General features: G+C 66.1%; 21 protein-coding genes. 17 read left to right on the top strand and 4 right to left on the bottom strand.

The genetic code is table 11. The features are described 5' to 3' along the window. Positions 1 to 113: 113 nt before the first annotated feature. From QMZ05_RS14710 to QMZ05_RS14700, 3 genes are all read right to left on the bottom strand, one after another. A complete protein-coding gene (locus QMZ05_RS14710) occupies positions 114 to 887 on the bottom strand; it encodes an SDR family NAD(P)-dependent oxidoreductase (RefSeq protein ID WP_353701407.1) in 774 nt (257 codons plus the stop codon). A 91-nt stretch (positions 888 to 978) separates the two neighbouring features. Next, the gene (locus tag QMZ05_RS14705; protein ID WP_353701406.1) at positions 979 to 1596 is read right to left on the bottom strand and encodes a hypothetical protein; all 618 of its coding nucleotides are present in this window, start codon (positions 1594 to 1596) and stop codon (positions 979 to 981) included. A gap of 80 nt (positions 1597 to 1676) precedes the next feature. After that, entirely contained in the window at positions 1677 to 2072 is a 396-nt protein-coding gene (locus QMZ05_RS14700; protein WP_353701405.1) for an MAPEG family protein, read from the bottom strand. A gap of 258 nt (positions 2073 to 2330) precedes the next feature. On the opposite strand from QMZ05_RS14700, the gene QMZ05_RS14695 reads away from it, so the two are divergent. The 3 genes from QMZ05_RS14695 (at position 2331) to QMZ05_RS14685 (ending at position 5428) form a co-directional block, all read left to right on the top strand. Beyond that, positions 2331 to 2702: a hypothetical protein gene (locus tag QMZ05_RS14695; protein WP_353701404.1), complete on the top strand. Its 372-nt coding sequence runs from the start codon at positions 2331 to 2333 to the stop codon at positions 2700 to 2702. Between the two features lie 147 nt (positions 2703 to 2849). Further along, the gene (locus tag QMZ05_RS14690; RefSeq protein ID WP_353701403.1) at positions 2850 to 5120 is read left to right on the top strand and encodes a TonB-dependent receptor; all 2271 of its coding nucleotides are present in this window, start codon (positions 2850 to 2852) and stop codon (positions 5118 to 5120) included. A gap of 155 nt (positions 5121 to 5275) precedes the next feature. Next, positions 5276 to 5428 (top strand): hypothetical protein, encoded by a 153-nt coding sequence (locus QMZ05_RS14685; protein WP_353701402.1) that lies wholly within the window; start codon positions 5276 to 5278, stop codon positions 5426 to 5428. Between the two features lie 37 nt (positions 5429 to 5465). Here QMZ05_RS14685 and QMZ05_RS14680 read toward each other — a convergent pair whose 3' ends face one another. Further along, complete coding sequence (locus QMZ05_RS14680) at positions 5466 to 6374, bottom strand: LysR family transcriptional regulator (RefSeq protein WP_353701401.1); 909 nt, start codon at positions 6372 to 6374, stop codon at positions 5466 to 5468. Between the two features lie 137 nt (positions 6375 to 6511). On the opposite strand from QMZ05_RS14680, the gene QMZ05_RS14675 reads away from it, so the two are divergent. The 14 genes from QMZ05_RS14675 (at position 6512) to QMZ05_RS14610 (ending at position 22647) form a co-directional block, all read left to right on the top strand. Continuing rightward, positions 6512 to 7285 (top strand): SDR family oxidoreductase, encoded by a 774-nt coding sequence (locus QMZ05_RS14675; RefSeq protein WP_353701400.1) that lies wholly within the window; start codon positions 6512 to 6514, stop codon positions 7283 to 7285. Positions 7286 to 7670: 385 nt separating this feature from the next. Further along, on the top strand, positions 7671 to 8921 hold the full coding sequence (locus QMZ05_RS14670) for an ABC transporter substrate-binding protein (protein ID WP_176533280.1): 1251 nt from the start codon (positions 7671 to 7673) through the stop codon (positions 8919 to 8921). Between the two features lie 136 nt (positions 8922 to 9057). Continuing rightward, on the top strand, positions 9058 to 9876 hold the full coding sequence (locus QMZ05_RS14665) for an AraC family transcriptional regulator (RefSeq protein WP_353701399.1): 819 nt from the start codon (positions 9058 to 9060) through the stop codon (positions 9874 to 9876). A gap of 121 nt (positions 9877 to 9997) precedes the next feature. Beyond that, positions 9998 to 11008: a branched-chain amino acid ABC transporter permease gene (locus QMZ05_RS14660; protein WP_353701398.1), complete on the top strand. Its 1011-nt coding sequence runs from the start codon at positions 9998 to 10000 to the stop codon at positions 11006 to 11008. A gap of 1 nt (position 11009) precedes the next feature. Then, positions 11010 to 12095 carry a branched-chain amino acid ABC transporter permease gene (locus QMZ05_RS14655; RefSeq protein ID WP_353701397.1) on the top strand — a complete coding sequence of 362 codons (1086 nt, stop codon included), beginning with the start codon at positions 11010 to 11012 and terminating at the stop codon, positions 12093 to 12095. Then, complete coding sequence (locus tag QMZ05_RS14650) at positions 12088 to 12870, top strand: ABC transporter ATP-binding protein (RefSeq protein WP_353701396.1); 783 nt, start codon at positions 12088 to 12090, stop codon at positions 12868 to 12870. Before QMZ05_RS14655 ends, QMZ05_RS14650 begins: the two co-directional genes overlap by 8 nt. Then, a complete protein-coding gene (locus QMZ05_RS14645) occupies positions 12863 to 15073 on the top strand; it encodes an ABC transporter permease (RefSeq protein WP_353701395.1) in 2211 nt (736 codons plus the stop codon). Before QMZ05_RS14650 ends, QMZ05_RS14645 begins: the two co-directional genes overlap by 8 nt. A 3-nt stretch (positions 15074 to 15076) precedes the next feature. After that, complete coding sequence (locus QMZ05_RS14640) at positions 15077 to 15910, top strand: phosphoenolpyruvate hydrolase family protein (protein WP_353701394.1); 834 nt, start codon at positions 15077 to 15079, stop codon at positions 15908 to 15910. A 26-nt stretch (positions 15911 to 15936) separates the two neighbouring features. Continuing rightward, a complete protein-coding gene (locus QMZ05_RS14635; protein ID WP_353701393.1) occupies positions 15937 to 18831 on the top strand; it encodes a flotillin domain-containing protein in 2895 nt (964 codons plus the stop codon). A gap of 9 nt (positions 18832 to 18840) precedes the next feature. Continuing rightward, on the top strand, positions 18841 to 19278 hold the full coding sequence (locus tag QMZ05_RS14630) for an SRPBCC family protein (RefSeq protein WP_163151648.1): 438 nt from the start codon (positions 18841 to 18843) through the stop codon (positions 19276 to 19278). A 7-nt stretch (positions 19279 to 19285) separates the two neighbouring features. Beyond that, the gene (locus QMZ05_RS14625; protein WP_353701392.1) at positions 19286 to 19729 is read left to right on the top strand and encodes an SRPBCC family protein; all 444 of its coding nucleotides are present in this window, start codon (positions 19286 to 19288) and stop codon (positions 19727 to 19729) included. 15 nt (positions 19730 to 19744) lie between these two features. Continuing rightward, on the top strand, positions 19745 to 20563 hold the full coding sequence (locus tag QMZ05_RS14620) for an FAD binding domain-containing protein (RefSeq protein ID WP_353701391.1): 819 nt from the start codon (positions 19745 to 19747) through the stop codon (positions 20561 to 20563). Positions 20564 to 20568: 5 nt separating this feature from the next. After that, positions 20569 to 21048 (top strand): (2Fe-2S)-binding protein, encoded by a 480-nt coding sequence (locus QMZ05_RS14615; RefSeq protein ID WP_353701390.1) that lies wholly within the window; start codon positions 20569 to 20571, stop codon positions 21046 to 21048. A 12-nt stretch (positions 21049 to 21060) separates the two neighbouring features. Further along, positions 21061 to 22647 carry a xanthine dehydrogenase family protein molybdopterin-binding subunit gene (locus tag QMZ05_RS14610; RefSeq protein WP_353701389.1) on the top strand — a complete coding sequence of 529 codons (1587 nt, stop codon included), beginning with the start codon at positions 21061 to 21063 and terminating at the stop codon, positions 22645 to 22647.

Here is a 22647-nt window from a genome sequence, read left to right as displayed (position 1 = left end):
CCAATGAACTGAAGTCGATCTGCAGCCCCCAAGGTAATGCGCCCCCTCCCCCGCAAGCGGGAGAGGGGGCGCAGTTCCTTTGGGGCTGCAGATCGACTTCAGTTCATTGGTGCCTACGCCACCGTCCCGCCGTCGACCGGCATCGCGATGCCGGTGACGAACGACGCCTTGTCCGACAGCAGGAACACCGCGACCTCGGCGATCTCCTCGGGGCGCGCGGCGCGGCCCATCGGGTTGCGGGTGACTGCGGCCTTGATCAGCTCTTCCGGATCGGCCTCGTTGTGGCCGGGTTGGTCGGGCCGGTTGACGAACACCCGCAGCATCGGCGTGTCGATCGCACCGGGACAGATCGCATTGACGCGCACGCCGTCCTTGGCGTGGCGCTTGGCGAGCGCCCGCGCCAGACCAATGACGCCGGCCTTGGCCGCCGAATAGGTCGGGCTCCACGGCGAGCCGACCAGGCCCGAGGTCGATGCGGTGAACAGGATGCTGCCCTTGCGCCGCGCCGTCATCTGCGCGAGCGCCGCATTGGTGGTGATCAGCTGCGAGCGCAGATTGAGATCGACGCTGAGATCCCAGCCTTCCAGATCGTCGATTACAGATGGACCGGGAATGCCGAGGTGATTCCACACGCAGTCGAGCGCACCGAACTCCTTCACGGTCGCCGTGACGATGTCGCGCGAGAACTTGTCGTCGCGCAGATCGCCGGTCAGCGCCAGCGCGCGTCCGCCGCCCTTCTTGATCTCGTCGACCACCGCCTTCGCGCCGGCCTCGTTCTGGTCGACCACCGCAACCGCCGCGCCCTCGCGCGCGAGGATGAGCGCGCCGGCGCGGCCGGCGCCCGATGCCGCAGCGGTGACGAGTGCGATCTTGCCCTGCATGTCCATGTTTCAATCCCGATTGTGCCCGTGAGCTCGAGCCTTCTTGGTGCTGGTTGGTTGAATCAGGACCGCGGCGCCGCAGTCTTGCGCTGAAGCGCTAGCGGCCGCCGAACAGAACCGGGGACTGGCCGGGCAGCAGCTGCGAATGAATGTCGCTGTCCATGCGCTCCGCCCCTTGCTGGGTGAAGCTCGCTCCGAACGACAGGCTGACATTCGAGCTCGGGCGGAACTCGACACCAGCACGCGCCGAATAGCCGGCGTTGACGCCTTGATTGCCGCTGAACGGCGCCAGCGGGCCGCCAGCGCCAGGAGGATTGTATTTCAACGAGTCGAAGCCGGCGAAGAACGTCACGGGTGTATTGCCGACGCCCTTGAAGTTGTAGCCGACCTGCGCGCCCTGATATTCGAGCCCGCCGAACGCCGCCGCTTGGCCGAGCGTGCTCCAGCCGGCGCGGCCGCCTTCGCTGCCGACGAACCAGCCGTCCGGCCGGCCGTTCAGATACGAGAAGTCGCCGCCCTGCGCGGCGGCGGCGTCAAAGCTCGGAAAATTGCCGTAAGTGTCCGCCTTCTGGCCATCAGCCAGGCTGCCGCCGAAGCCGAACAGCGAACCCGGGGTCCAGTAGCGCACCGGTCCGGCCTGGGCATGGGCCTGCTGGCCGCTCAGGCACAGCGCCAGGAAGGTGATTGCGAGACCGGTTTTGCTTGCGAGGGACATTCCGACTGACCGCCAGGTTGGGCCCAAATTATACGTCCCGGACGCCGGGAATGCCAGCGCGGCACGCCGATCTTGGGCGGTCAGCCCAGGAACAGCCCCGCAACGATCATGAGAATGCCGATCGTAGGCACGTTCCAGACCAGCGAACGGAGCAGCGCGATATCCGCTAGATACACAATGGCGTAAACGAGGCGGCCCCAGAAATAGCAATGGGCTCCCCACATTGTGAGCCCGTTGTGCCTGCCCGTCACCGCGGCCGCTAGAATTGCGGCCGCGAACAATGGAAACGTCTCGAGGAAATTGCGAAGGGTCCGCCCAGCTCTTCCGGCAATGCCGGTGAGCGGGGCAACGGGCTGCTCCCGCGAGCTGGCCGTCCATCGATACCCCCGCTGCCAGCTCTGCAGATGCGACGCGACGAGGATGTGCGCAATGCCGAGTACAACGCTTGCCGCAAGCAGCTCAAGTTCGACGGTCATGCAGGCAGCATAGCATCAGCCGCGCCGATGTACGCTCGGCTTCCGTCGCGCCCATCGCACAAGGCGCACCTAGAGAGCGTTTTGCCGCCTCAATCGCGATGTTGCAAAATCGCCTGACGGCCGGAAATTGATCGCATTGCCCGGCAATGCTGGATTGACAGGCTAGTGGGTTTTCGAAACTGTGCGGCATTGCGCCGCATGGGGGCTGTGGGCTTCGCGCCAACTGGCCGATCCCGCCTGGCGCTGAATGGCGTCGTCATGAAGTGGTTTCGTTCGAACATCAAGCACGGGGCTCGGCTGGCGCTGTTGGCGCTGTCGATCCAGTTCGTGCTGTCGTTCGGGCATTTTCACGCCATCGCGCCGGCCCAGGCCACGACATCATTGGCGACGCATGTCGAGCGCGCTTCGCGCGACGCGCCGCGTTCGAACCCTGATTCCGATCAGGCAACCGACCTTTGCGCCATCTGCGCCGTCGTGGCGATGGTCAACTCGGCAGTACCGGCACCGGCATTGCCGCCGTTGCAATTGCCTGATGCCGCCGGTCTGCTCTGCTGGCAGATCGACAATTATGCGGCGCCGGTCGAGATCGGCCGGCTGCACTATCAGCCGCGCGCGCCTCCGGTCGCCTGACATCCCCGCACACTTGAACGTCGAACGCAGCCTCGCACCGGCTGCCGTTTGATCAATCGGAATCTGGCCGTCGCGCAGCGACGGCGGGCTCGACCGCGTCTTCCTCAGAAGGATCCGGATCGCCGCCTGACGAGATCGGGAAGCAACATGTCAGGACATATCAGACGACACGCCGCCGGTGCGGCCTCACTCTTGTTCTACGGGATGAACGGCGCCGCACTCGCGCAGACGACGGCGCCGACCACCACCCTTCCGGACGTCACGGTGACGGCGCCGCAGAGCCACCCCGCGCCATCAGGGCCGAAAAAGCCGAAGACGCGCGTTGCGGCCGGCGGCGGCCACCGCGCGCGCAGAACCGGTGCGGTGGCGGCTTCGCCGGAATCTCCAGAACAGACCCAGGCGCAAGCCGTGGCGAGCCAGAACACGCGGCTCGACCAGGCCCGCGCCGCCCTGCTCGCGCCGACCGGTGCCAACAGCTACCAGATGAGCCAGCAGTTCCTTCAGTCGCTGCCCCAGGGCACCAACACCACGCTGGACAAGGCGCTGCTGCAGGCGCCGGGCGTCTCGCAGGACTCGGCTGCCAGCGGCGAGCTGCACGTGCGCAACGAGCACGCCAACCTGCAATACCGCATCAACGGAATCATGCTGCCGGACGGCGTCGGCGCCTTCGGCCAGATCATCGACACCGGCATCGTCGGCAGCATGGCGCTGATCACCGGCGCGCTGCCCGCACAGTACGGCCTGCGCACCGCGGGTGTGCTCGACATCCAGACCAAGACCAATGCCTTCAACAATTCCGGCAGCATCAGCGTCTATGGCGGCAGCCATGGCAACTTCACCACCAGCGTCGACTATGGCGGCACGGTCGGACAGACGCAGTACTACGTCTCCGGCCGCTATTTCGGCAGCGACGTCGGCATCGAGAATCCGACACCGGCCTACAACGCGATCCACGACCGGACCGATCAGGAGAAAGGCTTTGCCTATGTCTCGACGGCGATCGATCCCACCAGCCGGCTGACCTATATCGGCGGCGTCTCCAACGGCGCCTATCAGATCCCCAACAATCCCGGGCAAACTCCGGCCTTCACCGCTTTCGGCGTCTCGAATTTCGATTCCGCGCTGCTCAATGAGCGGCAGCATGAGTTCAACCAGTTCAATGTCGTCGCCTATCAGAAGTCGGGCGATGGATTCGATTACCAGGTCGCCTATTTCAATCGCTACAGCCAGCTGCACTTCATGCCCGATCCGATCGGCGATCTCGTGTTCAACGGGGTAGCTTCGGACGTGTATCGCCAGAGCTTCGTCAACGGAATCCAGGAAGACACGTCCTACAGGCTGGGCTTCGCGCACACGCTGAAGTTCGGCATGTCGTTCAGCGCCGAGCGCTCGCTGGTCAATAATGGTTCGACTGTGCTGCCGCTCGACGATGCCGGCAACCCGATCGACGCACCATTCTCCGTGTTCGATTCCAGCACCAAGACCGGATATCTGTTCTCCACCTACATGGCCGACGAGTGGAAGATCACCAACCAGCTGACGCTCAACGCCGGCCTGCGCTTCGACCAGATGTGGCAATATGTCGACGCCAATCAGCTGAGCCCTCGGATCAGCCTGACCTGGAAGCCCATTGAAGGCACGACCTTCCACGCCGGCTATGCGCGCAACTTCACGCCGCCCGAGCAGGTGCTGGCGGCACCGACCAACCTCTCACTGGTGCAGAACACGACCGCGCAGCCGGGGACCACTGCCAACGATCCCGTGCTGCCGGAGCGCTCGCACGTGTTCGACATCGGCGTCACGCAGAAGGTCTATGCGATCCCCGGCCTCGAGGTCGGCATGGACGCCTACTACAAGATCGCGACCGACCTGCTCGACGACGGCCAGTTCGGCCAGGCCTACGTCCTGACCGCCTTCAACTATGCGAAGGGCACCAATGAGGGCGTCGAGTTGACGGCGAGATACGACCACGACAATCTGCACCTCTACGGCAATGTCGCGATCGCAAGGCAGGTCGCCACCAACGTCGTATCGAACCAGTATCTGTTTGATCCGGACAAACTGGCCTACATCGCCAACAATTACGTTAACACCGATCATGCCCAGGCGGTGACCGCATCGGTGGGCGGCTGGTATCAATGGCGCGACACCAAGTTCAGCGCGTCGCTGATCTACGGCTCGGGCCTGCGCGACGGCTTTGCCAACACCGGCACGGTGCCGCCCTACACGCAGGTCAATCTCGGCGTCTCGCACGACTTCAACATCGTCGCGCCGAACAAGCCCACCACGCTGCGCCTCGACGTGGTCAATGTGTTCGACACCGTCTACCAGATCCGCGACGGCTCCGGCATCGGCGTATTCGCCCCGCAATACGGCCCGCGCCGCGGCGTCTATGCCGGCATCACGCAGAAGTTCTGACGCGGCCAGCCACCAAGCGGCGGTACGCGGAGCACTGAAAGTATTGCTCCGAGATCAATGTTTCTATTGTACCGAGCAATGTGCCCGACCATATCTGGTTCATCGAACACATTGCACCGGGTAAGCCCGTTGCAAGCCGAATGGAGACAACTGAAATGGAGATCAATTATCTCGATACGTTCCTGGCATTCCTCGGAATGACCTTCGGACTGGTCTCGGTGCTGCCCGGCCTGTTTTTCCAGCCCAAGGCCGAGGTGAAGCGCGCGACAAGGACGGCCGCGAGCCGCGCCACCAACAGCAGGCGATGACGCGGCGCGGCCTCCAGGCCGGCGTCACGCAAAAGCTCTAGCCAGCGACAAGCAACTTCTCTTTCAACAGTGCCGTCAGCCAATCGGCAAACACCTGCAGCCGCCGCGACAGATGCTGGCGGTGCGGATGGAGCAAGGTCATCGGCATCGGCGTGGCGCGGTGCTGCGGCATCACCTCGACGAGGTCGCCGGCATCGAGGTGCCGCTTCACGTCGTAGGCCGGAATCTGGATCAGGCCGAGTCCTGCAAGGCAGCACGCGATATAGGCCTCCGCGCTGTTGACGGTGACACGGCCGCGCATTGCGATGGTGCGCGCGGCGCCCTGCTCGTGCCATTCCCACTCCTCGATCCGGCCGGTGGATGGCGAGGCGTAGTTGACCGCCCAATGCGCGCCCAGATCATCCGGCGTCTGCGGCGTACCGTGGCGCGCGAGATATCCCGCGCTCGCGACGTTGATCAGCGTGAGGTTGCCGAGCGGCCGCGCGATCAAACCGGAATCGCCGAGCGGGCCGACGCGCACCACGCAATCGGCGGAGTCCTCGATCAGATTGATGGCGCGGTCGGTGACGCCGAGATCGATGTCGATCTGCGGATAGCGATCGAGGAAGGCCGGCAGCGCCGGCGCGATGATCAGGCGTCCGATCCGCCCGGGCACGTCGACCCTGAGCCGGCCCGACGGCTCGGCGGCGGTATGGCGGAACAGGGTCTCGGCTTCCTCAACGTCGGCAACGACGCGCAAGCACCGTTCGTAGAACGCCGCGCCATCATGCGTGGGTGACACTTTTCGTGTCGTGCGATGCAGCAGCCGGGCGCCGACGCGCTGCTCCAGCTCCGCGACGGCTGACGAGACCGACGAGCGCGGCAGCCCCAGCGTATCCGCCGCCCGGGTAAAGCTCGCGCACTCGACGACGCGGGCGAAGATGCGGAAGAGATCGATGCGGTCCAAGATCGGGCCCCCGATTGTTCGCCATTCCTGACAAGTGACGTCAGAATGCACAGCTTTATCGGCAAATCCTAGACGATATCGTTGCCTCCAGAAGGCGGCCGCAGGGCGTGGCCGCAAGATCTGGAGAAGCGAACGCCATGACCGACCACAGCATCAAGGACAAGACCGTCATCATCGCCGGCGGCGCCAAGAATCTCGGCGGCCTGATCGCACGCGATCTCGCGGCGCACGGCGCGAAGGCGATCGCGATCCATTACAACAGCGCCGCGACCAAGGCCGATGCCGACGCGACCGTCGCCGCGATCAAGGCTGCCGGCGCCAACGCGGTCGCCTTGCAGGCCAACCTCACGACAGCGGGCGCGATGGAGAAGCTGTTCGCTGATGCCGTCGCCGCGATCGGCCGTCCCGACATCGCGATCAACACCGTCGGCAAGGTGTTGAAGAAGCCGATGGTCGAGATCTCGGAGGCTGAATACGACGCGATGAGCGCGGTCAACGCCAAGTCCGCGTTCTTCTTCCTCAAGGAAGCCGGCCGTCACGTCAACGACAACGGCAAGATCTGCACGCTGGTGACGTCGCTGCTCGGCGCCTACACGCCGTTCTACGCCGCCTATGCCGGCACCAAGGCGCCGGTCGAACATTTCACCCGCGCGGCCTCGAAGGAATTCGGCGCACGCGGCATCTCGGTCACTGCGATCGGCCCCGGCCCGATGGACACGCCGTTCTTCTATCCGGCCGAAGGCGCCGACGCGGTCGCCTATCACAAATCGGCAGCGGCGCTGTCCGGCTTCTCGAAGACCGGCCTCACCGACATCAAGGATATCGTGCCCTGGATTCGCCTGCTGGTGTCGGAGGGCTGGTGGATGACCGGGCAGACCATTCTGGTCAACGGCGGCTACACGACGAAATGACAATGGCGGATCGGGGCTGGCGTGAGCGTCCGCCCCTTACATCTGAGTTGCGCGAACGCGAAGTTGTGTCCACGCCCTTGCTGTCATCGCCCGGCTCGACCGGGCGATCCAGTACGCCGCGGCCTCTCGGCTCAAGCACAACCGTCTCTGGAATACTGGATCACCCGCTTTCGCGGGTGATGACACCGAACAAGACGACACAGCTCCGCGATGCGCCGCGAAACTCGTTGCGGCGCAACAATCAAAATGAGACTGCCCGTTAAGCACCCCCGCCGCGACGACATCCGCGCCGCGCCTCCCTTCGGCTAGCTTTGCCGGCAACAACCGGACGCCCATCAGCCTTCTCGCCACGTGGACGCCGGCGACAACACAGAGGGAGGAAGCGATGTTGAAAGGCAGTTTGGGACTGATTGCGTTGAGCAGCCTGTTGCTTTCGGGCACGGCGTTCGCCCAGGAGAAGATCAAGGTCGGCGTCACCGCGACGCTCGAGGGCACCTATACGGTGCTCGGCGAAGACGGCATGCGCGGCCACCAGACGGCGCTCAATGTGCTCGGCAAGAAGATCGGCGACAAGGAACTCGAATTCATCGTCGCCTCGACCGACGCGACGCCGGACTCCGCGGTGCGCGCGGTGCGCAAGCTGATCGAGCAGGACAAGGTGCAGATCCTGCTGTCGCCGCTGTCCGGCGACGAAGGCATCGCGGTGAAGAATTTCGCCAAGACCCATCCGGAGCTGACCTTCGTCAACGCCGCCTCCGGCGCACAGGAGACGACCTATGTCGATCCGGCGCCGAACTTCTTCCGCTACAACATGGACGGCGCACAGTGGCAGGTCGGCCTCGGCAAATACGCCTATGAGACCAAGGGCTATCGCAAGATCGCGACCGTCGGCGAGGATTACTCCTTCATCTACACCCAGGTGTTCGGCCTGGTGCTGGAATTCTGCGGCGCCGGCGGCCAGGTCACCAACCGGCAATGGGTGCCGCTCGGCACCAAGGACTTCGCCTCGGTCATTGCCGCACTGCCTGACGATGTCGATGCGATCTATCTCGGCCTCGGCGGCGCCGACGCCGTCAACTTCCTCAACCAGTATCAGCAGGCCGGCGGCAAGGCGCATCTGATGGGCGGCTCGATCATGATCGACCAGACCATCCTGTCGTCGAAGGGCAGCGCCAAGAACGCGCTGATCGGCACCATCGCCGCGAGCGGCCAGGCCGATACCTGGGAGGATCCGGGCTGGCAGAAATTCGTGAAGGCCTATCAGGACTCGTTCCCGGAGAGCAAACGCTTCCCGAGCCCGTCGCTGCTCGCCACCAATTATTACGGCTCGACCATGGCGCTGATCCTGGCGCTGCGGCAGGTCAATGGCGACCTCTCCAACAACCAGGCCAAGCTGAAGGACGCGCTGGCGAAGATCGAGATCGACGCGCCGAACGGCAAGATCAAGCTCGACGCCAACCGCCAGGCGATCGGCACCAATTTCGTCACCGAGGTGGTCGATGACGGCAAGGGCGCGCTGTTCTCCAAGGTCGTGAAGGTGATCCCGAACGTCAACCAGACGCTGGGCTACGATCCGGCTGTGTTCGCCAAGATCGGCCTGCCGAGCCGCACGGTCCCGGAGTGCAAGAAGTACTGACGTATTTGTTGCAGTGCAGGCAGAGCGGCCGCGGCATGGCGCGCGGTTGCATCAAGAGCCCTGCTCGCCCTTGCTTTCCGCGGGCGGATGATGAACGCTTGTCGAAAAGACAAGAACATCCCGCGGGAGGGGAGGCATGAGCAGGGCGCTTGCCGTCTTCCACGGCCGGTTCGGTCGCGCGACGGTCTACCAGTTGAACCGTCCCTTCAACGTGCATGCGCACCGCGAAGGGCACCTGATCTTTCATGTCGGCGGCACGCCGGCGCAGATCGACGTCGCCGAGCAGCGCTGGCTGCTCAAGGACGACACTGTCGTTGCGGTCAACCCTTGGGAACCGCACAATTTCCTGCCGACCGACATGGACCACGGCGCGATCTTCTTCGTGCTCTATGTCAACGCCGAGTGGTTCGCACCGCAGCCCGCGACGGCACAGGGCCTGCGGTTCGGCCGCACCTTCTTTCCGCGCACCGAGGCGCTCGACCGGCTGATCCGCCGCACCGCAGCACTGGTGTGCGGCGCGCCGTCGCTGCGCAGCCTCGATTGCGAGCTCAGGCAGTTGATCGACTCCTGCTACGAGGAGAGCTGGCAGGCGGCCGAGGGCGCGCCCGCCGCCGCTGCGGTGACCGACTTCCGCGTCCGCAAATCGATCAAGCTGATGTCGGAAAGCCCCGGCGCCGAGATCGAGCTTGATGCGATCGCGCGCGAAGCCGGCCTGTCGCGGCCGCATTTCTACCGGCTGTTCCGGACGCAGACCGGCGTCACCCCTCACCTCTACATGAACACGCTGATCATGGAGCAGGCGCTGGATGCGCTGGTCGCGACCGAAGCGCCGATCGCCGATATCGGCTTCGATCTCGGCTTCTCTTCGCAGAGCGGTTTCACCCGCTTCTTCGCCGCCAATGTCGGCATGGCCCCGACCGACTATCGCCGCGCCGCCAAGGTGTTGCGGCCGTGAGCGAGTTCCGCACCGGACGATAAAAGATACTCTCGATCAAATCCGACGCTTTCGCCCTCGGTAGGATGAAGGATACGCGGCCCGCCAGACGGTCGCGACCGACTGAGGGAACGCGACTGACATGGCCAGGTTCATCGAACGCCATCCGGCCTGGGCGCTGATCGTGATCATCGCGGTCGCGGTACTGGCGTGGCTGGTGTTCGCGATCTGGCCGCCGGGGCTGGAGGCCGCGATCGGCCGTAAGCGCGTGTTCCTCAACGCGGTGCTCAACGGCATCACGCTCGGCGGGCTGTATTTCCTGGTGTCCAGCGGCTTCACGCTGATCTTCGGCCTGATGCGCAACGTCAACCTCGCGCACGGCTCGCTCTATCTGTTCGGCGGCTATATCGGCTACGCGATCAGCACCTGGACCGGCTCGTGGATCCTCTCTTTCATCGTTGCCTTCATCGCGGTGGCGCTGGTCGGGGTGATCCTGCAGCTTGCCGTGTTCCGCCGGATGGAGGGTCAGGACCTCAGGCAGACCATGGTCACGATCGGGCTCTCGATCGTGTTCGCCGACCTGATGCTGTGGGTGTTCGGCGGCGACTTCTACCAGGTCCAGACCCCGAGCTGGCTGATCGGCCCAGTGCAGCTGCCGCTGCTGACCGCGATCAAATCATCCGGCGAACCGGTCTATCTGCAATATCCGCTGGTGCGGCTGGTGATCTTCGCCGCCTCGGTCGTGATCGGAATCGCGATGTGGCTGGCGCTGAACCGCACGCGGATCGGCATGATCGTGCGCGCCGGGGTCGACGACCGCGACATCCTGGCGGCGACCGGGGTGCGGATCCAGCTTGTGTTCGTGCTGGTGTTCGCGCTCGGCGCCGGGCTTGCCGGCATCGCCGGCGTGGTCGGCGGCACCTTCCAGTCGCTCTCGCCCGGCGAGGACACCCGCTTCCTGCTCGCTTCCCTCGTCGTCGTGATCGTCGGCGGCATGGGCTCGATCCCGGGGGCCGCGCTCGGCGCCGTCATCATCGGCCTCGCCGAGCAGCTCGGCTCGGTCTACATCCCGACCTACGCCATCGTCGTCACCTTCCTGATTATGGTGCTGGTGCTGGCGCTGCGGCCGCAGGGCCTGCTCGCGAGGCGATAAGATGTCGTTGCTGCAGAGCACCCAGTTCCGCCCCGACCGGTCCGCCAACGCGACCCGCCGCGCGTTGATCCGCACCTGGCCGGAATTCCAGAACCCCGTGGCCTGGCTGGTCGCGCTGATCCTTGTGATCATGCCGCTGATCGCCAACGGCTTCTTCCTGATCGAAATCTTCGCCACCACGCTGATCCTCGGCGTCATCGCACTCAGCCTGATGTTCCTGGCCGGCTATGGCGGCATGGTCAGCCTGATGCAGCTCACCATCGCGGGCTTCGCCGGCTACATGGTGGCGGTGTTCGGCATGAGCGGCAACGCCAATATCAGCCTGGGCTGGCCGTGGTGGCTCGCAACCCCGATGGCGCTGGCGCTGGCGACGCTGTTCGGCACGCTCGGCGGCGCGCTCGCGGTGCGCACCGAGGGCATCTACACCATCATGATCACGCTCGCGATCGGCGCAGCGTTCTACTACTTCACCAACCAGAACTGGGCGATCTTCAACGGCCACACCGGCATCAACACCGTCGCGACGCCGCACTTCTGGGGCGTCGACTGGCGCGCCGATATCGCCTTCTACTATGTGACGCTCGGCGTCGCCGCGATCTGCTACTTCGCGGTCCAGTATGTCTCGCGTGCACCGTTCGGGCTCGCGCTGCAGGGCGTGCGGGACAATTCCCGCCGCATGGCCGCACTCGGCTTCAACCCCAATGCGCACCGCATCGCGGCCTACGCCTTTGCCGCCTTCATCGCGGCGCTCGGCGGCGTGCTGCAGGTCTGGAACTACCGGCAGATCTCGCCCGGCTCGGTCAGCGTCGGCGCCTGCATCGACGTCCTGATCATCGCCGTGGTCGGCGGCATCACTAGGCCGATCGGCCCGTTCATCGGCGCGCTGATCTTCGTGCTGCTGCGCACCTTCGCGCTCGACGTGCTGATCAAGCTCGGGCTCGACGGCAACCGCTTCCGGCTGCTGATCGGGCTCGGCTTCCTCGCCATCGTGTTCTGGTCGTCCGACGGCGTGATCGGCCTGTGGGAACGCTGGCGCCGCCGTAACGCATCCTCGACGCAACGTTCGGGCGGAGGCCGCCATGGATAGCGTCGCGCACCGCCTGTCCGCGGTCGGCGCCGGCGCCGCGCTGGAGCTGCGCGGCGTGACCCGGCTGTTCGGCGCGCTGGCGGCGCTGACCGACGTCACCATCACCGTGCGGCCGGGCGAACGGCGCGCGGTGCTCGGCTCGAACGGCGCCGGCAAGACCACGCTGTTCAACTGCATCACCGGTGACTTCCCGCCCTCTTCCGGTACGATCCGCTTCTTCGGCGAGGACATTACCCGGTTCCCGCCCTATGAACGCATCCGCCGGGGCTTGCGCCGCACCTACCAGATCTCGGCGCTGTTCCCCGGCCTCACCGTGCAGGACAATGTTTACCTCGCCTGCCGCGGCGTCTCGCGCGGACGGTTCTCATTCCTGCGTCCGGGACAGAACGATGCGCTGATGCACGCAACCGAAACGCTGGTGCAAGCCGTGCACCTCGCCGGCGTCAAGGACCAGCGCGTCGCCGAGCTCGCGCACGGCCAGCAGCGCCAACTCGAGATCGCGCTGGCGCTCGCCGGCGCACCGCGCTTCATCCTGTTCGACGAGCCGGCGGCGGGACTGTCGCCGACCGAACGGCGCGAGCTGATCGAGATCCTGACCTCGCTGCCGGCCCATATCGGCTACATCATCATCGAGCACGACATGGACGTTGCGCTGCGCGTCGTCGAAAGCGTGACGATGATGCACAATGGCCGCATCTTCAAGGAAGGCCTGCCGCGCGAGATCGAATCCGATCCCGAAGTACAGGAGCTTTACCTCGGAGGCGGCCATGAATGACCGCCGCGCCGCGCCCGCTCTCGAGGTGAAAGGCCTCGACGTCTATTACGGCCATTCGCATGCGCTGCAGGGCGTCGATCTCACGCTCGATAGCGGTGTGTTCTCCGTGGTCGGCCGCAACGGCATGGGCAAGACCACGCTGTGCAAGGCCATCATGGGGCTGGTGCGCGCCAGCGGCGGCTCGATCCGGATCCGCGGCGAGGAAGTCACGCGGCTCAATCCGGCGAGGATCGCACGGCTCGGCGTCGGCTATGTTCCGCAGGGCCGGCGGCTGTGGCGATCGCTCACCGTCGACGAACACCTTGCGCTCGCCGGTGGCCTACGGCGCGGCGCCTGGACCATCGAGCGCATCTACGACACCTTCCCGCGCCTCGCCGAGCGCAAGAACAACGGCGGCAACCAGCTCTCCGGCGGCGAGCAGCAGATGCTCGCGATCTCGCGCGCGCTGCTCACCAATCCGCATTTGTTGATCATGGACGAGCCGACCGAGGGCCTTGCGCCCGTGATCGTCGCGCAAGTCGAGGACATGCTACTGCGCCTCGGCGACGAAGGCGACATGTCCGTGCTGGTCATCGAGCAGAACATCGGCGTCGCGACGGCGGTGTCGCGCAACGTCGCCATCATGGTCAATGGCCGCATCAATCGCATCATCGACTCGGCACGCCTTGCGACCGACCGCGAGCTGCAGCAGCGGCTGCTCGGCGTCGGCACCCACGGCACGGATGAGACCGACGCCGGGGCGGCTCCGGCAAAGGTCGAAGCGGCCGGCACGCCACCGCCGGAACGCAAGGGGCCGGCCCGCATCTACATCTCCAATCCGGTGCTGCCGACCCGCTGGTCGCAGCCGGTGCCGATCGCCCGCATCGAGGCCGCCGCGCGGACGCAATCCGCCGCCGTCACGCGTATCGAGGAGACGGCCCGCACGCGGCGCGAACCGGCAACGTCGAAGACATCGGGTCCTCCCGTCGTGCTGGTCGTCGGCACGCTCGACACCAAGGGCGCCGAGCTGCGCTTCATCCGCGACATCATCGTGGGCAGCGGCCTGCGCACCCGACTGGTCGACGTCTCGACCAGCGGCAAGGCGGCGAGCTGCGACGTCACCGCGCAGGAGATCGCGCTGAACCACGGCCGCGGCGGCTCCAGCGTGTTCGGCGCCGATCGCGGCGCCTCTGTCACGGCGATGGCGGAGGCGTTCGAGCGATGGCTGCGCCGCCAGGGCAATGTCGCCGGCATCATCTCCGCCGGCGGCTCGGGCGGCGCGTCGCTAGTCGCGCCCGGCATGCGCGCGCTACCGGTCGGCGTGCCGAAGCTGATCATCTCCTCGGTCGCGTCAGGCGACGTCGGTCCCTATGTCGGGCCCGCCGACATCACCATGATGTATTCGGTGACCGATGTGCAGGGCCTCAACTCGATCTCACGCACGGTGCTCGGCAACGGCGCCCATGCGCTGATCGGCATGATCAAGGCCCGGCTCGATGAACAGGCCGCCAAGCAGCGCGATACCAGCGCTCATCTTCCGGCCATTGGCATCACCATGTTCGGTGTCACCACGCCCGCCGTGCAGAAGATCACGGCCGACCTGCGTGAGGGTTTCGAGTGTCTGGTCTTCCACGCCACAGGCGTCGGCGGCCGCTCGATGGAGAAGCTGGTCGAGTCCGGCCAGCTCGCCGGCGTCATCGATCTCACGACCACAGAGGTCTGCGACCTCCTGATGGGCGGCGTGTTCCCGGCGACCGAGGATCGCTTCGGCGCCATCATCCGCAGCCGCGTACCCTATGTCGGCTCGGTCGGCGCACTGGACATGGTGAACTTCGGTGCGCCTGACACGATCCCGGAGCGCTACCGGCAGCGCAAATTCCACGTCCATAATCCGCAGGTGACCTTGATGCGGACCACGCCGGAAGAGAACGAGCGGATGGGCCGCTGGATCGGCGATCGCCTCAACCAGATGGACGGGCCGGTTCGCTTCTTCCTGGCCGAAGGCGGCGTCTCCGCGCTCGATGCGCCCGGCCAGCCGTTCTGGGACCCGGATTCCGACGCGGCGCTCTTCCGCGCGCTGGAGCGCACCGTACGCCAGACCGGCAACCGCCAGATCATCCGCGTCAAGCGCAACATCAACGATCCCGAGTTCACCGCCGCCATCGTCAGCGCGTTCCGTCCGCTGCTCGGACGCGCCGGTGGCCGGCGGAGAGTGGCGAGGTGACCCATGCCCAGGTTTGAACGCGCGGCGCTGTTGAAGAAGTTTCACGCCATGATCGCCCGCGGCGAGCCGATCGTCGGTGGCGGCGCCGGCACCGGGCTGTCGGCAAAATGCGAGGAGGCCGGCGGTGTCGATCTGATCGTGATCTACAATTCCGGCCGCTACCGCATGGCCGGCCGCGGCTCGCTCGCCGGGCTGATGCCGTATGGCGATGCCAACGCCATCGTCGTCGAGATGGCCGGTGAAGTATTGCCGGTCGTGACCAAAACGCCGGTGCTCGCCGGCGTCAACGGCACCGATCCGTTCCGCGACATGGACATGTTCCTCGACCAGCTCAAAGCGCTCGGTTTCGCCGGGGTGCAGAACTTTCCGACGGTCGGCCTGATCGACGGCACCTTCCGCGCCAACCTCGAGGAAACCGGCATGTCCTACGCGCTCGAGATCGACATGATCGCGAAGGCGCATGACAAGAACATGCTGACCACGCCCTATGTGTTCAGCGAGCAGGAGGCGACCGCGATGGCGATCGCCGGCGCCGACATCATCGTCTGCCATATGGGCCTGACCACGGGCGGCACGATCGGCGCGCAGACCGCCCTGAAGCTCGAAGACTGCCCTACCCGCATCGAGGCCTGGGCCGAGGCCGCGCTCAGCGTCAATTCTGAGATCATCGTGCTCGCGCATGGTGGTCCGATCGCGGACCCGGCGGATGCCGATTTCATCATGAAGCAGACGCGCAACTGTCACGGCTTCTACGGCGCCTCCTCGATGGAGCGCCTGCCGGTGGAACGGGCACTGACGGAACAGGTTCGCAAGTTCAAGGCGATCGGCGCGCGCTAGAGCCGCCGTGACCAAGGGAGGAAGAGATGTCGGGGATGCTGGTCGGTGAATTGATCCTCTGGCTCATCGTCGCAATCGTCGCGATCGTCATCATCGTCTATGTCGTGAACTGGCTGTATCACCGCTCGTCGAAGGAGGTCTCCTTCGTCCGCACCGGTTTCATGGGCGAGCGCGTGGTGATCAACGGCGGCGCCTTCGTGCTGCCGTTCATCCACGACTACACGCCGGTCAACATGAACGTGCTGCCGATGGGAATCGTGCGCTCCCGGCAGGACGCCGTGATCACCCGCGACCGCATGCGCGTCGATATCGAGGCCGATTTCTACGTCCGGGTCCAGCCGACCCGCGAGGCGGTCTCGATCGCCGCCGCGACGCTCGGCCGCCGCACCATGGAGCCGCAGCAGCTCCATACCCTGCTCTCCGGCAAGTTCATCTCTGCAATCCGCTCGGTTGCTTCCGAGATGACGATGGAGCAGATGCACGAGCAGCGCGGCGACTATGTCGCCCGCGTCAAGGCCAACGCCGCCGAAGCGCTGGCGCAGAACGGCCTGGAGCTCGAGTCGGTCGCGATCACCGATCTCGACCAGACCGACCTCGAATATTTCAACCCCTCGAACCGGTTCGACGCCGAAGGCTTGACCCGCCTGATGGAGGACATCGAGGCCAAGCGCAAGCTGCGCAACGACATCGAGCAGGACTCGATGATCAAGATCCGCTCGCGCAATCTGGAGGCCGAGCGGCAGGCGCTGGAGATCGAGCGCGAGAGCGAGACCGCCCGCCTCGAGCAGGAGCGCGACATCGAGATGCGCCGTGCCCTGCAGCGCACCGAGGTCGCCCGCGAACGCGCGTTGCGCGAGACCGAGGCCGAGCAGGCCCAGATCACCGCACGCGAAGCCATCGAGAAGGCCCGCATCGCCAACGAGCAGGCGATCACCGAAGCCCGTATCGCCTCGGAGCGCGAGACGCGGCACAAGGAGATCGAGCGCACCCGCGCGGTCGAGGAGAAGGAGCTGCTGGCCCGCGAGGAGATCGAGCGGGTCCGGATCGCCAACCAGCGCTCGGTCGATACCACGCGGATCGCATCGGAGCGCGAGGTGCGCCAACGCGAGATCGAGCGGATGCGCACGGTCGAGGAAGCCGAGATCGCCGCCCGCGAGGCGATCGAGAAAGCCCGCATCCAGCAGGATCGCGTCGTCACCGATGCCCGCATCGCCAATGAAGAGGAGACCCGCCGCCGCGAGATCGAGCGCACCCGCGCCGTCGACGAGGCCGAGATCGCGGCCCGCGAGGCCACCGAGAAGGCGCGCATTGCCCAGACCATGACGGTCAACGTCGAGCGCATCTCCTCCGACGAGCGTACCCGCGCGCTGGAGATCCAGCAGGTCCGCACCATCCAGGAGGCCGAGATCGAGGCGCAGAAGGCGGTCGAAGCCGCCCGGATTGCCCGCGAGAAAACGCTGGCGGCCGAGCGCATCGCCGCCGACCACACCACGCGAAAGCTCGAGATCGAGCGCAACCAGGCCGTCGAGATCGCCGGCATCAGCGCGCGCGAAGCCACTGAAGCCTCGCGGATCGCCCAGGAGGAGCACGTCCGTGCGCTCGAGATCGCCCGCACCCGCGCGATCGAGGAAGCCGACATCGCCTCGCGCGAGGCGATCGAGGCGGCGCGGATTTCGCAGGAAAAGTCGGTCGCCGCGCAGCGCATCCGCGCCGAGCGGGAGACCCGCGGGCTCGAGATCGAACGCACCGGGGCGATCGAGGCCGCCGAGCTGAAGCGCCGCGACGCCGTCGAGCGGCAGCGCATCGATGTCGAGCTGGCGCTGGAGAGCGAGCGGATCGCCTCCTCCAGGACCCGCGAAGTGCTCAACATCGACCAGAAGAAGGCGATCGAGCTTGCCGACGAGGAGCGCGTGATCGCGCTCGCCGCCAAGCGCTCCGAACGGATCGACGCCGATCGGCAGGTCCGGCAGGCCGAGATTGTCGCGCGCAAGGACATCGACACGACCGACGTCTCGCGCGAGCAGGCGCTGGAAGCCGCCCGGATCGAGCGGCGCCGCGCGATTGAGCAGCTCGAGGTCGCCCGCAACCAATCGCTGCAGGAGGCCGAGATCGTCGCCCGCGAGGAGGTCGAGCGCGCCCGCATTGCCTCGGACCGCGGCCTCGACGAGGCCCGGATCGGCCGCGAGCGCGAGCTGCGCAAGCTCGAGGTCAATCGCGAGAAGGACGTCGAGACCGCGCTGATGGAAAAGGCCATCGCGCTGCATCAGAAGTCGCTCGAGGAATCCGCGGCGCGAGCGGCCGCCGAGGACGCGCGGATCCGTGCGACGGAAGCGGCCGAGCGCGTCGTCACCGCGCGCGAAAGCGAGATCGCCAAGCGGCGCAAGACGGTCGAGGTGCTGCTCGCCGAGAAGCAGGCTGAGGAAATAAGGATCGCGGCGGAAGCCGAACGGGTCCGCGCCGCGGTCGAGGCCGAGGCACAACGCATGCTCAACGAGGCCGAGAACGTGCTGACCGATCAGGCGCGCTACTCGCTGTTCCGCCGCAAGCTGCTCGACCGGATCGAGGGCATCGTGCGCGAGAGCGTCAAGCCGATGGAGAAGATCGAGGGCATCCGCATCCTCCAGGTCGACGGCCTCAACGGCAACGGACATGGCGGCGGCAACGGCCGCAGCGCCACCGACGAGGTGATCGACTCGGCGCTGCGCTACCGCGTGCAAGCGCCGCTGATCGATTCGATTCTGTCGGACATCGGCGTCGAGGGCGGCAGCCTCGCCAAGATGCCCGGCCTGATCCGCGAGGCCCGCGACATGCAGGGCATCAAGGATTCCGCACGCAAGAGCGGCGGAGACGCCAAGCCGGCCGCGCCCGAAGGCGGCGGCGAGCCGGCGCGCCCCGAGCGCACGCCGCGCAAGAAGGACTGAGCGCACACCATGGCACGGGTTTACGTCTCCACCGTCGTCAATGCCCGCAACGACCGGGTCTGGGCCCGGGTCCGCGACTTCAACGGGCTGCCGAACTGGCATCCCGCGATCGCGGAAAGCCGGATCGAGGGCGGCGAGCCTTCGGACAAGATCGGCTGCGTCAGGGATTTCCGGCTGCGCAATGGCGATCGCATCCGCGAGAAGCTGCTCGGCCTGTCCGACTACGACATGTTCTGCACCTACTCGATCCTGGAATCGCCGATGGGTGTCGAGAACTACGTCGCGACCTTGCGGCTCACGCCGGTCACCGATGGCGACCAGACCTTCCTGGAATGGACCGCCGAGTTCGACTGCGCGCCCGAGCGCGAGGTCGAGCTCGTCAACAATATCGGCGGCGGCGTGTTCCAAGGCGGGTTCGACGCGCTGAAGCGGGCATTCGGAGGATAGATCGGCCGTGCCGCATATCGTCAAAAGCACGATCCTGGATGCACCGACCGATGCGGTGTGGGCCGTGCTGCGCGATTTCAACGGCCATGACCGCTGGCATCCGGCGGTCGCGAGCAGCGGCATCGAGCGAGCGCAGCCGTCGGACAAGATCGGCTGCGTCAGGCGTTTCAAGCTGAAGGACGGCGCCGAGCTGCGCGAGCAGCTGCTGGCGCTGTCCGACCTCGAACAATCGTTCAGCTACTGCCTGCTCGATACGCCGATCCCGATGTTCAATTACGTGGCGCATGTCCGCCTGCTGCCGGTCACCGACGGCGACCGCACCTTCTGGCATTGGGAATCGCGCTTCACGACGCGGACCGAGGACCGGGACCGCATCACGCAGATGGTTGCGGAAGACATCTACCAGGCCGGCTTCGAGGCCATCCGCCGGCATCTGAAGGAGGCCGCGTAAGCGGGAAAGGACATCATGCCAGTCACGGTGAAGACCTTCACCAGCACCCATGACGCCGCGGCGGCGCTGTCGTCGGATCGCAGCGCCCGCTATCTCGGCGGCGGCACGCTGGTGATGCGGGCGCTGAACGAGGGCGACATCTCGATCGCGACAATCGTGCGCGCCAGCGACCACGCGATGACCAGGATTGACGCCTCGGGCTCGCGCATCACGCTAGGCGCCGGCGTCACCTTTGCACGCATTCTGGCCGAGCGCGATCTCGCCTTCCTGCACGGCCCGGCCCGCTCGATCGGCGGGCCGGCGGTGCGCAACATGGGCACGATCGGCGGCAATCTGTTCGCGCCGGTGCCGTATGGCGACTTCACCGTCGCGATGCTCGCGCTCGATGCCATGGTATCGGTGCAAGGCGGCCTTGGCGGACGCGAGATCCCGATCGACGAGTTCCTGCAATCGCGCGACCGCCAGACCGGCACGCTGGTGCTGGCGATCTCCTTTGCCAGGCCCGGCAGCACTGAGGCGTTCCGCTATCGCAAGATCGCACGGATCAAGCCCAAGGGCGGCGCTGTGATCACGCTGGCGGCGCATCTGCCGGTCAACGGCAGCCGCATCGTCGGCGCCCGCATCGCGCTCGGCTCGATGGCGCCGACGCCGATCCGCGCCCGCGCCGCCGAGCGCGCGCTGGAAGGACGTTCGCTCGACGCCTCCACGATCAGTGCTGCCGCGGCGGCGGCGATCGAAGGCACATCGCCCGGCGACAATGCGCTCGCCAGTGCCTGGTATCGCCGCGAGATCGTCGGCGTGCATCTCAAGCGTTTGTTGTCAGGTCAGGAATAATGGCGATGGCCAAGACTGCCCTTCAATTCCAGCATAACGGCCGTGACGTCGCGATCTTCGTCGAAGGCGGCACCAATCTTCTGGTCGCGCTGCGCGAATTGATCGGCGACATGACGCCGAAATTCGGCTGCGGCCAGGGCGGCTGCGGCACCTGCAGCGTGCTGATCGATGGCGAACTGCATCTCTCCTGCCTGACGCTGGCCGAGACGGTCGCCGGCCGCTCGGTCGAGACGCTCGACGGCATCAAGGACGGCCCCAATCTGCACCCGCTGCAGCGCGCCTTCGCCGACAATTTCGCGGCGCAGTGCGGCTATTGCACGCCGGGCATGCTGATGGCCGCGAAGGCGCTGCTTGACCGCAATCCGCAACCGAGCCGCGCTGAGGTGGTCGAGGCGATCTCCGGCAATATCTGCCGCTGCACCGGCTATGAGCCGATCATCAACGCCGTGCTGGCTGCCGCCTCCGGCGGCCGCGCTCCCGCGTAAGGGAACAGTGCCATGCTGGAATTGCGCAAGGACCTCTTCGCCGACGAGCGCGACGATAACCTCAAGGAAATCGGCAGGGGCACGCAGCGCCAGGACATGCTCGGTCATGTCACCGGCACCTCGCCCTATTTCGACGATCACAAGCTGCAGGGCATGCTGCATCTGAAGGTGGTCCGCAGCGCGCATTCGCACGCACGGCTGCGCCGCATCGATACCTCCGAGGCCGAACGCTCACAGGGCGTGCGGCGGGTGATCCGCGCCTCCGACGTGCCGCGCAATTTGAACACGCTGCTCTCGCTGATCAATTTCGGCAAGGACGACGAGCCGTCGCTCGCGGTCGACAAGGTGCGCTACAAGGGCGAGCCGATCGTCGCCATCGTCGCCGACAGCCCGCGCGAGGCGTATGAGGCCATCGCCAAGGTCAAGATCGACTACGAGGTGCTGCCGGCGGTGTTCGACGTCGAGGACGCGCTGAAGCCGGGCGCGCCTGTGGTCAACGAGGTCTATCCCAAGAACACCTTCACCTATCACGAGACCTATGATCGCCAGCAGCTGCGCTTTGGCGATGTCGACCGTGCGCTGGCCACGGCCGACCACGTGCTGGAACAGCGCTACCAGATGTCGCCGATCGAGCACGCCCCGACCGAGACCAACGGCTCGATCGCCGCACCCGACACCAACGGCCGTTACATCGTCTACACCTCGACGCAGGCGCTGTTCTTCTCGGTCGACACCTGCGCAAAAATCCTCGACGTGCCCTCCAACACCTTCCACTTCATCGGCGGCACGGTGGGCGGCGGGTTCGGCGGCAAGGTCGATACCCTGACCGAGCCGCTCTGCATCCTCGGCGCGATGCTGACCGGACGGCCGGTGCGTTACGTGTTCGGCCGCGAGGAGGAGATGCAATACGGCCCGCCGCGCGGCGCCGAGCGGATCTACATCAAGGACGGCGTGATGCGCGACGGCCGCGTCGTCGCCCGCAAGGTGCGCGCCTATTTCGACAGCGGCGCCTATACGCGGCTGTCGAGCTATGCGGCGGTGAAATGCGCCGCGCATCTGCCCGGCCCCTACACCATCCCGAACGTCCACGGCGACGTCTACTGCGTGTTCACCAACCGGACGCCCGCGACCGCGATGCGCGGCTTCGGCGTCACCGCGATGGACTTCGCGATCGAATGCCAGATGGACAAGCTCGCCCATCTGGTCGGCATGGACCCGATGGAGTTCCGGATCCTCAACGCGTATCGCGACGGCGACATGAAGGCGCATCGCCGCGAGGCCAAGAACACCGCACTGATCGAATGCGTGCAGGTTGCAGCCGAGAAAGCCAAATGGCCGCTCCGCGAGGAGTTCAAGCGGATGTCGTCCCGCAAGGATGGCGGCGGCGCGCGAGCCGCCGTGACGCCAACGCCGCGCGAGACGCATGCGCCGACGCCCGCACCGTCCCAGCAGCGCACGACGTATGACCGCGCGCCGGCCGCGAGCCGCGAGCCACCACCACCGCCCCCTCCGCCAACGCCACCTTCTCCACCGCGGCCGAGCGCGCCGTCGCATGGCGCCACCCGCTTCTCTTCCGTCTTCGGCACCAGGAGGCGCTGA

Origin of the sequence: Bradyrhizobium sp. INPA03-11B, from assembly GCF_040446015.1 — a bacterium.
In the GTDB taxonomy this organism is placed as follows: Bacteria; Pseudomonadota; Alphaproteobacteria; order Rhizobiales; family Xanthobacteraceae; genus Bradyrhizobium; species Bradyrhizobium macuxiense_A.
The sequence above is the reverse complement of the archived record's forward strand: the minus strand, read 5'-3'. Positions and strand labels throughout refer to the sequence as shown.

What these genes read in the sequence shown, in the direction of transcription:
- QMZ05_RS14670 (WP_176533280.1), top strand. Translation starts at nt 7,671, where the DNA reads ATGTTGAAAGGCAGTTTGGGACTGATTGCGTTGAGCAGCCTGTTGCTT.
- QMZ05_RS14695 (WP_353701404.1), top strand. Translation starts at nt 2,331, where the DNA reads ATGAAGTGGTTTCGTTCGAACATCAAGCACGGGGCTCGGCTGGCGCTG.
- QMZ05_RS14675 (WP_353701400.1), top strand. Translation starts at nt 6,512, where the DNA reads ATGACCGACCACAGCATCAAGGACAAGACCGTCATCATCGCCGGCGGC.
- QMZ05_RS14660 (WP_353701398.1), top strand. Translation starts at nt 9,998, where the DNA reads ATGGCCAGGTTCATCGAACGCCATCCGGCCTGGGCGCTGATCGTGATC.
- QMZ05_RS14705 (WP_353701406.1), bottom strand. Translation starts at nt 1,596, where the DNA reads ATGTCCCTCGCAAGCAAAACCGGTCTCGCAATCACCTTCCTGGCGCTG.
- QMZ05_RS14640 (WP_353701394.1), top strand. Translation starts at nt 15,077, where the DNA reads ATGCCCAGGTTTGAACGCGCGGCGCTGTTGAAGAAGTTTCACGCCATG.
- QMZ05_RS14690 (WP_353701403.1), top strand. Translation starts at nt 2,850, where the DNA reads ATGTCAGGACATATCAGACGACACGCCGCCGGTGCGGCCTCACTCTTG.
- QMZ05_RS14620 (WP_353701391.1), top strand. Translation starts at nt 19,745, where the DNA reads ATGCCAGTCACGGTGAAGACCTTCACCAGCACCCATGACGCCGCGGCG.
- QMZ05_RS14645 (WP_353701395.1), top strand. Translation starts at nt 12,863, where the DNA reads ATGAATGACCGCCGCGCCGCGCCCGCTCTCGAGGTGAAAGGCCTCGAC.
- QMZ05_RS14635 (WP_353701393.1), top strand. Translation starts at nt 15,937, where the DNA reads ATGTCGGGGATGCTGGTCGGTGAATTGATCCTCTGGCTCATCGTCGCA.
- QMZ05_RS14710 (WP_353701407.1), bottom strand. Translation starts at nt 887, where the DNA reads ATGGACATGCAGGGCAAGATCGCACTCGTCACCGCTGCGGCATCGGGC.
- QMZ05_RS14700 (WP_353701405.1), bottom strand. Translation starts at nt 2,072, where the DNA reads ATGACCGTCGAACTTGAGCTGCTTGCGGCAAGCGTTGTACTCGGCATT.
- QMZ05_RS14615 (WP_353701390.1), top strand. Translation starts at nt 20,569, where the DNA reads ATGGCCAAGACTGCCCTTCAATTCCAGCATAACGGCCGTGACGTCGCG.
- QMZ05_RS14650 (WP_353701396.1), top strand. Translation starts at nt 12,088, where the DNA reads ATGGATAGCGTCGCGCACCGCCTGTCCGCGGTCGGCGCCGGCGCCGCG.
- QMZ05_RS14685 (WP_353701402.1), top strand. Translation starts at nt 5,276, where the DNA reads ATGGAGATCAATTATCTCGATACGTTCCTGGCATTCCTCGGAATGACC.
- QMZ05_RS14655 (WP_353701397.1), top strand. Translation starts at nt 11,010, where the DNA reads ATGTCGTTGCTGCAGAGCACCCAGTTCCGCCCCGACCGGTCCGCCAAC.
- QMZ05_RS14630 (WP_163151648.1), top strand. Translation starts at nt 18,841, where the DNA reads ATGGCACGGGTTTACGTCTCCACCGTCGTCAATGCCCGCAACGACCGG.
- QMZ05_RS14610 (WP_353701389.1), top strand. Translation starts at nt 21,061, where the DNA reads ATGCTGGAATTGCGCAAGGACCTCTTCGCCGACGAGCGCGACGATAAC.
- QMZ05_RS14665 (WP_353701399.1), top strand. Translation starts at nt 9,058, where the DNA reads ATGAGCAGGGCGCTTGCCGTCTTCCACGGCCGGTTCGGTCGCGCGACG.